This is a genomic window from Alistipes sp. AF14-19 (genome assembly GCF_003461645.1).
Lineage (GTDB): Bacteria > Bacteroidota > Bacteroidia > Bacteroidales > Rikenellaceae > Alistipes > Alistipes shahii.
In genome coordinates this window covers 74,783-82,620 of record NZ_QTXM01000015.1, presented here as the reverse complement: position 1 = coordinate 82,620, position 7,838 = coordinate 74,783, and the positions used below count along the sequence as shown (strand labels likewise).

The 7,838-nt window shown below is 57.1% G+C and carries 8 protein-coding genes; 5 read left to right on the top strand and 3 right to left on the bottom strand.

Translation table 11 applies throughout. From position 1 onward, the window contains the following. Positions 1 to 344 precede the first annotated feature (344 nt). Both DWW03_RS12475 and DWW03_RS12470 read left to right on the top strand, forming a co-directional pair. Positions 345 to 587 carry a hypothetical protein gene (locus DWW03_RS12475; RefSeq protein ID WP_044054295.1) on the top strand — a complete coding sequence of 81 codons (243 nt, stop codon included), beginning with the start codon at positions 345 to 347 and terminating at the stop codon, positions 585 to 587. A gap of 617 nt (positions 588 to 1,204) precedes the next feature. Continuing rightward, complete coding sequence (locus DWW03_RS12470) at positions 1,205 to 1,534, top strand: helix-turn-helix transcriptional regulator (RefSeq protein ID WP_118406809.1); 330 nt, start codon at positions 1,205 to 1,207, stop codon at positions 1,532 to 1,534. 499 nt (positions 1,535 to 2,033) lie between these two features. Here the strand turns inward: DWW03_RS12470 and rplS are convergent, their stop codons facing one another. Next, a complete protein-coding gene (rplS, locus tag DWW03_RS12460) occupies positions 2,034 to 2,414 on the bottom strand; it encodes a 50S ribosomal protein L19 (protein WP_015547020.1) in 381 nt (126 codons plus the stop codon). Positions 2,415 to 2,692: 278 nt separating this feature from the next. On the opposite strand from rplS, the gene surE reads away from it, so the two are divergent. The 3 genes from surE (at position 2,693) to DWW03_RS12445 (ending at position 5,195) form a co-directional block, all read left to right on the top strand. Further along, positions 2,693 to 3,463 (top strand): 5'/3'-nucleotidase SurE, encoded by a 771-nt coding sequence (surE, locus tag DWW03_RS12455; RefSeq protein ID WP_022062667.1) that lies wholly within the window; start codon positions 2,693 to 2,695, stop codon positions 3,461 to 3,463. A gap of 107 nt (positions 3,464 to 3,570) precedes the next feature. Then, positions 3,571 to 4,557 (top strand): sensor histidine kinase, encoded by a 987-nt coding sequence (locus DWW03_RS12450; RefSeq protein ID WP_015547022.1) that lies wholly within the window; start codon positions 3,571 to 3,573, stop codon positions 4,555 to 4,557. Beyond that, positions 4,557 to 5,195: a response regulator gene (locus tag DWW03_RS12445; RefSeq protein ID WP_015547023.1), complete on the top strand. Its 639-nt coding sequence runs from the start codon at positions 4,557 to 4,559 to the stop codon at positions 5,193 to 5,195. Before DWW03_RS12450 ends, DWW03_RS12445 begins: the two co-directional genes overlap by 1 nt. Before the next feature lie 143 nt (positions 5,196 to 5,338). Here the strand turns inward: DWW03_RS12445 and cls are convergent, their stop codons facing one another. Then, positions 5,339 to 6,754, bottom strand: a complete 1,416-nt coding sequence (cls, locus tag DWW03_RS12440) for a cardiolipin synthase (RefSeq protein WP_118406808.1) — start codon at positions 6,752 to 6,754, stop codon at positions 5,339 to 5,341. Positions 6,755 to 6,808: 54 nt separating this feature from the next. Continuing rightward, positions 6,809 to 7,813: a DUF4837 family protein gene (locus tag DWW03_RS12435; RefSeq protein ID WP_118406807.1), complete on the bottom strand. Its 1,005-nt coding sequence runs from the start codon at positions 7,811 to 7,813 to the stop codon at positions 6,809 to 6,811. Between the last annotated feature and the right edge of the window lie 25 nt (positions 7,814 to 7,838).

Genomic DNA, 7,838 nt, shown 5'->3' with positions numbered 1-7,838 from the left:
TCGTAAAATTGGTCTTGTTAAAGATGCTTTATTTTAATTCAACCAACGGGTTTATGATATGTTTCATGTCGGATATATCACATATCTGTCCTGGTTGCGCCGGGACCCTGATTATAGCGCTTATATCAAGCGGTTAAAAGCCGAACGCAGGGCGGATATGGAAGCGCGAAAGGCCGAGAGGATGAAGAACCCCCGCAGGGCACGCAGAACACCCGCGCAGCACCGGGTTAGAAAGGTGTCCTGACCTGTTCCCTGAAGACTGCGAAACCCGAACAGTTGCCGCCCGTCGATCATTTCGGCGGGCGGTATTATTTTCTATTCCAAAACTCCGGAAAACGTGGTCAATGAAAAGGGCCACTATTTTGACCACAAACGAAAATTCCGAAAAACGTGGTCAAATACAGAATATCAGCCAGCAAAAAATCAATACCAAAACTCCAAAAAACGCCTACAATTTAAACGTAGGCAAAATTGTAGGCCTAAATGTAGGCAAACGAAAACTCCAAAAAGCGCCTACAAATACAGACTATCGAATCACCAAAAAACAATACCAAAACTCCGAAAAACGCCATGTTTTCAAAACATAGCAAAGAGCATGGCGAAAAGCATGGCAAACGAAAACTCCCAAAAACGCCATGCTTTAAGGAGAAATTTTACTTACCAAAATTCCTTATCAAATACAGAATACCCGAAAGGCGTAGATAGCATTCGTTGAATGCAGATTGGTTGCTAACAGGTCGGGGAGAAATTTTGCTTACCAAAACTCCAAAAAACGTCACCTTTTACTGAATACCCGACAGGCGAAGAGAGTTTCGAGAAGAATGTCGCCGATGTTGCTGTAGATAAGGTTTTCAAACTGCGAACCGATCGCCTGATTGATCGTCAGCAGATACCTAATGGTATCTCCGAAGAAAATCTATTGAGATTTCTCTCATATTATAACGATGTAAATCCTATTTGGCTGTTGACTGGAGAAGGAGAAATTTTGCTTACCAAAACTCCAAAAAACGTCACCTTTTACTGAATACCCGACAGGCGAAGAGAGTTTCGAGAAGAATGTCGCCGATGTTGCCGTAGATAAGGTTTTCAAGTTGCGAACCGATCGTTTGATTGACCGCCAGCAGATACCTATATATGACATGGAGGCCGTCGCTGGTCTTGTTCCGCTGTTTGCAGACCAATACAGCCAGTCGATCGTCGGGTCATGGAGACGACACTGATCCCCAAATGCGACGGAGGACTGCGTATCGTAGGGGATTCGATGTACCCGCTGCTGAAAAGCGGAGACATCGTGTTTTACAAGCAGGTACATGACATCATGCACAGCATTATATGGGGTGAAATGTATCTGATTTCGTTCTATATTGACGGAGACGAGTACGTTTCGGGGAAATACCTGCAAAAATCCGATATACCTGATCACATCGTGCTGGTCAGCTATAACGAGCACCACAAACCGATGGAGATACACATCAACCGCATCCGGGCGCTTGCTTTTATCAAGGCGTCGCTGCGTCTGAACTCGCTCAAATAGGGGACAGATCGGTCATTATACTATAAAGCCCGCACAAACCACGTTTAAATGGTCGTGCGGGCTCGTCTTTGTGGTGAATTACCACTGAATATTGCGGTTACGCATTGAATTGGGGCGTTTCGCCTTGAAATTCCTGCACTGAAATTACGGTAAATTACGCAGCCGAAATTTGACCGTTCTATCCTAACTATCTACTTTACAATCGTTTCATCTCTTTTATCCCTTTTGGAGTTTTCGTTCTGCCCCTTACAGAACCATCCCGGCTGACGCCCGAAATCGTCGCCAGCCTGGGACTCGCTCCGGAGGAGGTCGCAGCCCTGCACGGTCTGGTCGAACGCTGCAACGAGGCGGCTTTGGCCCGGCTCCAGGCTGAATACGATGCGCTGAAAAGACCGGCGGCATCGTTCTCTGACGTCTCCGGTCGGTTCCGCGCTTCTTTCGGACGCAAAAAAACAGGATGCCTTTTCAGACATCCTGTTTTCTCTTTCCGACCGCGGGATTATTTCTTCTCCGTGCGGGTCATGCGCTTCTCCTTGATGCGGGCCTTCTTGCCGGTCAGGTCGCGCAGGTAGTAGATGCGTGCGCGGCGTACGACACCGATCTTGTTGACCTCGATCTTGTCGATGTGAGGCGAGTAGAGGGGGAAGATACGCTCCACGCCCACGCCGTTCGAAATCTTGCGGATCGTGAACATCTTGGTCTTGCCCGAGCCTTTGATCTGGATAACCACACCGCGGAAGCTCTGCACGCGCTCCTTGTTTCCCTCGACGATCTTGTAGGAGACGGTGATCGTGTCACCGGCCTTGAACGACGGCACGTCGGCGTCCGTCTTGGGCCACATCTGCTCGTTGACGAGCTTGATGATTGCGTCTTTGTTCATTGTTGCAACAATTTTTGTGTTTCGCATTCGACATTCCCGCTGCGCCGGGGCTACCATACAGGTCCTTTGCCTGTAATCCCGCGAATTGGTTTGGCTGCGTCTGAAGCATTCGCTTTCCGCCCGCCGTACCCGTCCGCATCTGCCGTAGCGCCCAATGGAAGAGGTTGATATACGCCCGAAAGGGACTGCAAATATAGGAAGAATTTTCCGAACGGTGCAACTATTGCATGAAAAAAGCGCGATATTATTCGTATCTTTGCGGGAAAACGATTTGAAAGATGAATGAAAGACTGATACTCGTAACCAACGACGACGGATACGATTCGAAAGGCATGGAGGCCGCCATAGAGGTCGCCCGGGCCTTCGGCCGCGTGGTGGTCGTGGCTCCCGAGACGACGCAGAGCGGCATGAGCCAGGCCATCACGATGTACAATCCGCTTTACCTGCGCCGCATCCGCGAGGAGGAGGGCGTCGTGGTTTACGCGTTTTCGGGAACGCCGGTCGACTGCGTCAAAATGGCCTTCGACTACCTGCTGCGCGACGAGCGCGTGGACATGGTGATCTCGGGCGTGAACCACGGCTCCAACTCGGCCGTCAACGTCCTCTACTCCGGGACGATGGGCGCCGCCATCGAAGGCAGTTTCTACGGCTGTCCGGCCGTCGGGCTGTCGCTCGACGACCACGGGGCCGACGCCGATTTCGCCGCTGCGGTGGTCTACGGCCGGCGGATCGTCGGCGACATCTTCGCCGCGGAGGTCGAACTGCCGCTGTGCCTGAACGTGAACGTTCCGGTCGGCAGCGTCGGGGAACTCAAGGGAATGAAACTCTGCCGCCAGAACCGCGGTTTCTGGCGCGAAGAGTTCTACCGCCACGAAGACCCCCGGGGCCGGGAGTATTTCTGGCTCACGGGCGAATTCGTCAACGGCGAGCCTGAAGCCACCGACACCGACGAATGGGCGCTGGCCAACAAGTACGTGGCGGTGGTTCCCGTGCAGGTCGATCTGACGGATTACCGCCAGCTGAAGAATCTGACGAAGGTCTTGAAGTGACCGGAGAGGGGCGCCGGACCGGAAAATCGGCGGAGAGCAGTCCGAAGGCGGCATTTTTAATGCTTAATTCTTAATTTTTAATTATTTTTGTCAAAAAATGTCCGCCTATGCTGATCAAGATCCTGTTAGTCATAGCCATCGTCATCCAATGCGTCGCCACGGGCTATGCCCTGCGGTTGGTGCGCACCACCAAATACAATTCGGTGTGGATTCTTTTCATCGTGGGCTTTTCGCTGCTGTCGGTCGAACGCCTCATCCAGCTGCTTCTCGTATCGGGCTTCGAGATCATTCCCCGCTGGTGGTTCGGTTATCTGGGGATCGTGATCTCGGTCTGCCTGTCGATCGGCGTGATGTACGCCCACAAGCTGTTCAAATACATCAACCGTCTGAACCGTCAGCGGTCGCTGCTCAACAAGCGTATCCTCACGGCCGTGCTCCGCACCGAGGAGAAGGCCCGGTCGCGTTTCTCGAAGGAGCTGCACGACGGTCTCGGGCCGCTGCTCTCTTCGGCCAAAATGTCGCTTACGGCCCTCGCGCGTGAGGAGCACGACGCCGAGCAGCGCGAGATCATCGACAATACGACCTATGTGATCGACGAGGCGATCCGCTCGCTGCGCGAGATTTCGAACAACCTTTCGCCCCACGTGCTCAACGATTTCGGGCTGGCGCGGGGCGTGCAGAACTTCATCGACAAGAGCGCTGCGATGCACGACGTGAAGATCCGTTTCACGACGAACCTCCGTTCGGAACGTTACGACACCGACATCGAGGTGATTCTCTATCGCGTGATCTGCGAACTGATCAACAACTCGCTCAAGCACGCCGCCTGCTCGGCGATCAACCTTTCGCTGTCGCAGAACGGCTCGGAGCTGACGCTCGACTATACCGACAACGGCCGCGGGTTCAATCCGCAGGCGATGATGGACTGCGGCATGGGGCTTTCGAACATCGCGTCGCGCATCAACTCGCTGGGCGGCACGTTCGACATCGCCTCGGCCAAGGGCAAGGGCATGCGCGCCGCCATCCGCGTCAATACGCAGGAGGAGCCTGCGCCGCTGAACCGCAACCACAACCGCAAACGCCGCCGCCGATAATGGAACCGTACAAGATCATCCTGGTCGACGACCATTCGCTTTTCCGCAACGGCCTGCGGGGATTGCTCGAACGCTGTGCGGCGTGCCGCGTGGTCGGCGAGGCGGCCAGCGGCGAGGAGTTTCTGGCGATGCTCGGCGGCGTCGACGCCGATGTCGTGTTCATGGATTTCGCCATGCCGGGGCTGGACGGGGCGCAGACGACCGAGCGGGCGCTGGCGCAGCGTCCCGACCTCAAAATCATCACGCTCTCGATGTTCGGCGAGGAGAGTTACTATTCGCGCATGGTCGAAGCCGGAGCGCGGGGCTTTTTGCTGAAGGATTCCGACATCGGCGACGTGATCGAGGCTGTCGAGACGGTGGCTGCGGGCGGCAGCTATTTTTCGCCGCAGCTGCTCTCGTCGCTCACGGGACGCATGCGCACGCGGGAAGACGCCGCGGACGAACAGCTGTCGTCGCGCGAACGTGAAATCCTGGTGGCCGTCTGCCGGGGGCTGTCGAATCAGGAGATCGCCGACGAACTTTTCATCTCGAAGCGCACGGTCGACAAGCACCGCGCCAACATCCTCGAAAAAACCGGCTGCAAGAACACCGCGTCGCTGGTGGTCTATGCCATCCGCAACGGCATCGTCGACATTTAGGGTTCGATTTTATGCGGCAATTTCCGCACATCCCTCACGCGGGGCGAACGGGACGTACGTCGGTACTACCTGTCCGCCCCGCGTCTTACGATGCACAAAACTTGCCGGTCTAAAATCCCCCCCCCTCCGCCTTTTAGGCGGGATTACAGCAGCGGCGAGAACACCCGCATCAGCGACTCCGCCCAGCGGCGCGGCCGCGGGCGGTTGAACCATTCTCCGGGCGTCAGGGCATGACAGCGCGAGGCGTCGTCTTCGAATACCCCAGCCATGCGGGCCGTGAACTCTCTGTCGTAGACAAAGGCGTTGACCTCGAAATTGTGTTCGAAGCTGCGGAAATCCATGTTCGCCGAGCCGATGACGGTCAGGGAGTCGTCGATGATCAGCAGTTTGGAGTGTAGGAAGCCGGGTTTGTAGAAGAGAATCTTCACCCCGGCCTTCATCATGTCGTCGAGATAGGAGTGCGACGCCAGGTCCACGACCTTCGAGTCGGAGCGCGCCGGGAGCATCAGCCTTACGTCGATGCCGGCCAGCGCCGCCACTTGCAGGGCCGAGTTCAGCACGTCGGACGGGAGGTAGTAGGGGGTCTGTATCCAGATTCGCTTCCGGGCGTTCGAGACGGCGTAACTGTCGGCCTGCAACAGTGCCCGCCACTTGCCGAACGGTCCGCTCGGCACGATCTGCAGGATGTCGTCCGTATGGCGTTCCGCCGCGGGGTAGTACTCCGCGCCTGCGATGTGCCGCTTCGTGGTCGCCGACCAGTCGCTCAGGAACGACGCCTGCAACCCCGCCGCGCCGCTGCCCTCGATCCGGAAGTGGGTGTCGCGCCACGATCCCCACTCCGTGCCGCGGACGTAGCGGTCGGCGATGTTCATGCCTCCGATGAAGCCGACGCAGCCGTCGATGACGGCTATTTTGCGGTGGTTGCGGTAGTTGACCTTGCTGGTGAAAAGCGGGAACTTGACGTGCAGGAACGCGAACGCCTCGATTCCCTCGCGGCGCATCCCCTCGAAAAAGGACTTTTTCACGCCGCTGCACCCCACGTCGTCGTAGAGGATGCGCACCTCGACCCCTTGCCGGGCTTTCGCGACCAGCGCGTCGCGCAGGCGGCAGCCCGTCGTGTCGTCGCAGAAGATGTAATACTGGATGTGGATGTGGTGCTTCGCCCGGGCGATCTCCGCAAGCAGCGCCTCCATCTTCGACTTGCCGTCGGTGTAGGGCGTGATGCGGCTGCCGTAGAGCGGCACGGAGTGGATCGTCGCGGCGAGCAGCCGGGCCAGCGGGAGGTGCTCGTCCGGGATGTCGGGCCGTCCGTCGTCGAGAGCCTCTTCGAGCTGCATGGTGATGCGTTTGCGCGTGCGGCGCGAGATGATGCGCTGCTTGGAGAGGTTCTGTCCGAAGAAAAAGTAGAAGACCAGCCCCACGACCGGGGCGAACACCAGCACGATGATCCACGGCAGGGTCTTCAGCGGGTTCCGGTTGTCGGTGATGATGACCAGGACGATGCCGAGGATCGTGACCGTGTAGATTACAAGAAAGGCATATGTCAGTATCTGCTGCATATCCGTCGGTTTCTTCTCATCGCGCGGTTGGGCGTTGCGCGCCGGAAGCGGGGGTTACTGCCTGGGGAAACGCACCGAGTAGAGCAGGTGTTCGAGTCCCCGCATGTAGTTGCGCTTGCGGGGTTTGTTCAGATCGGGGGCGTAGACGTAGCAGTCGAGCGTGAAGACGCGGTTGGTGGCCGTGTCCACGGTCGTATAGCTGACGAACGGGCCTCCCATGAAGTCGCCGTGCACGTCCCAGAATCCGCGGAGTTCGCACCACAGGCGTCCCTCCATGCGGAACAGGCGGTAGTCGGGGGCGAAAGCGTCCGAAGTGATCATGTACGAACCCTCCGCCGGGCCGGGAATCTGCGCCGCGTACTTGTTGCGTGCGGCTACCAGCGCCTCTTCCGTGAGCGACTGCTTGCCTTCGTAGGGGTAGGAGTAGATGAAGAATCCCTGACTGGCGGTCGGGTACTCGTTGCGCGCCCAGATGAAGTCGGGTTTCTGTGCGGCCAGCGTGTAGCCCTTCGGAACCTTCATCTCCACGCCGAACGTTTTGAGAATGGCCGACTCGATGCCGGGGTTGCCATAGGTCTCGTTGGCCTTCACGGCGCGGTCGCGTTCGGCCTTTTCGAGCGCATAGACGAGGTTCTCCCGGTTTTCCGCGAGGTATTTCACCAGCGCTCCGTCGCTGGGGCCTTGCAGCGTCATCACGATCTGCGGATCGGACGTCACGTCGTACTGCACGGCGGTCGTGGTCTCCTTCAGCTCCGGATCGACCAGAATCTTGAGAATGTTGCGGTGATCGGCGACCATGCCCGTGAAGCCGCGTTCGGTGACGCGCAACACGTCGAAGATCGGCTCGATCTGGTTCAGATAGGGCACCGGGGCGGTGAAAATCGCGCGCAGCGAATCTCCGACCTCGCCCGTCCACTCCGCCTGGGGACATACCACGATCAGTTCGTAGGGTTTTCCCTGTGCACTTTTTTTCGAATTGTTCAGGGTCTTGAAGGCGTCGCAGCCTGCTGCCGTCGCGACGATCAGCGCTGCGATCGTTATCCGGAAAAGCGTTTTCATAGTCGGTCGATTCGAGTTGTCTTTA

Coding starts and splice junctions, on each gene's coding strand:
- DWW03_RS12475 (WP_044054295.1), top strand. CDS start 345: ATGAAAAGGGCCACTATTTTGACCACAAACGAAAATTCCGAAAAACGT.
- DWW03_RS12470 (WP_118406809.1), top strand. CDS start 1,205: ATGGAGACGACACTGATCCCCAAATGCGACGGAGGACTGCGTATCGTA.
- rplS (WP_015547020.1), bottom strand. CDS start 2,414: ATGAACAAAGACGCAATCATCAAGCTCGTCAACGAGCAGATGTGGCCC.
- surE (WP_022062667.1), top strand. CDS start 2,693: ATGAATGAAAGACTGATACTCGTAACCAACGACGACGGATACGATTCG.
- DWW03_RS12450 (WP_015547022.1), top strand. CDS start 3,571: ATGCTGATCAAGATCCTGTTAGTCATAGCCATCGTCATCCAATGCGTC.
- DWW03_RS12445 (WP_015547023.1), top strand. CDS start 4,557: ATGGAACCGTACAAGATCATCCTGGTCGACGACCATTCGCTTTTCCGC.
- cls (WP_118406808.1), bottom strand. CDS start 6,754: ATGCAGCAGATACTGACATATGCCTTTCTTGTAATCTACACGGTCACG.
- DWW03_RS12435 (WP_118406807.1), bottom strand. CDS start 7,813: ATGAAAACGCTTTTCCGGATAACGATCGCAGCGCTGATCGTCGCGACG.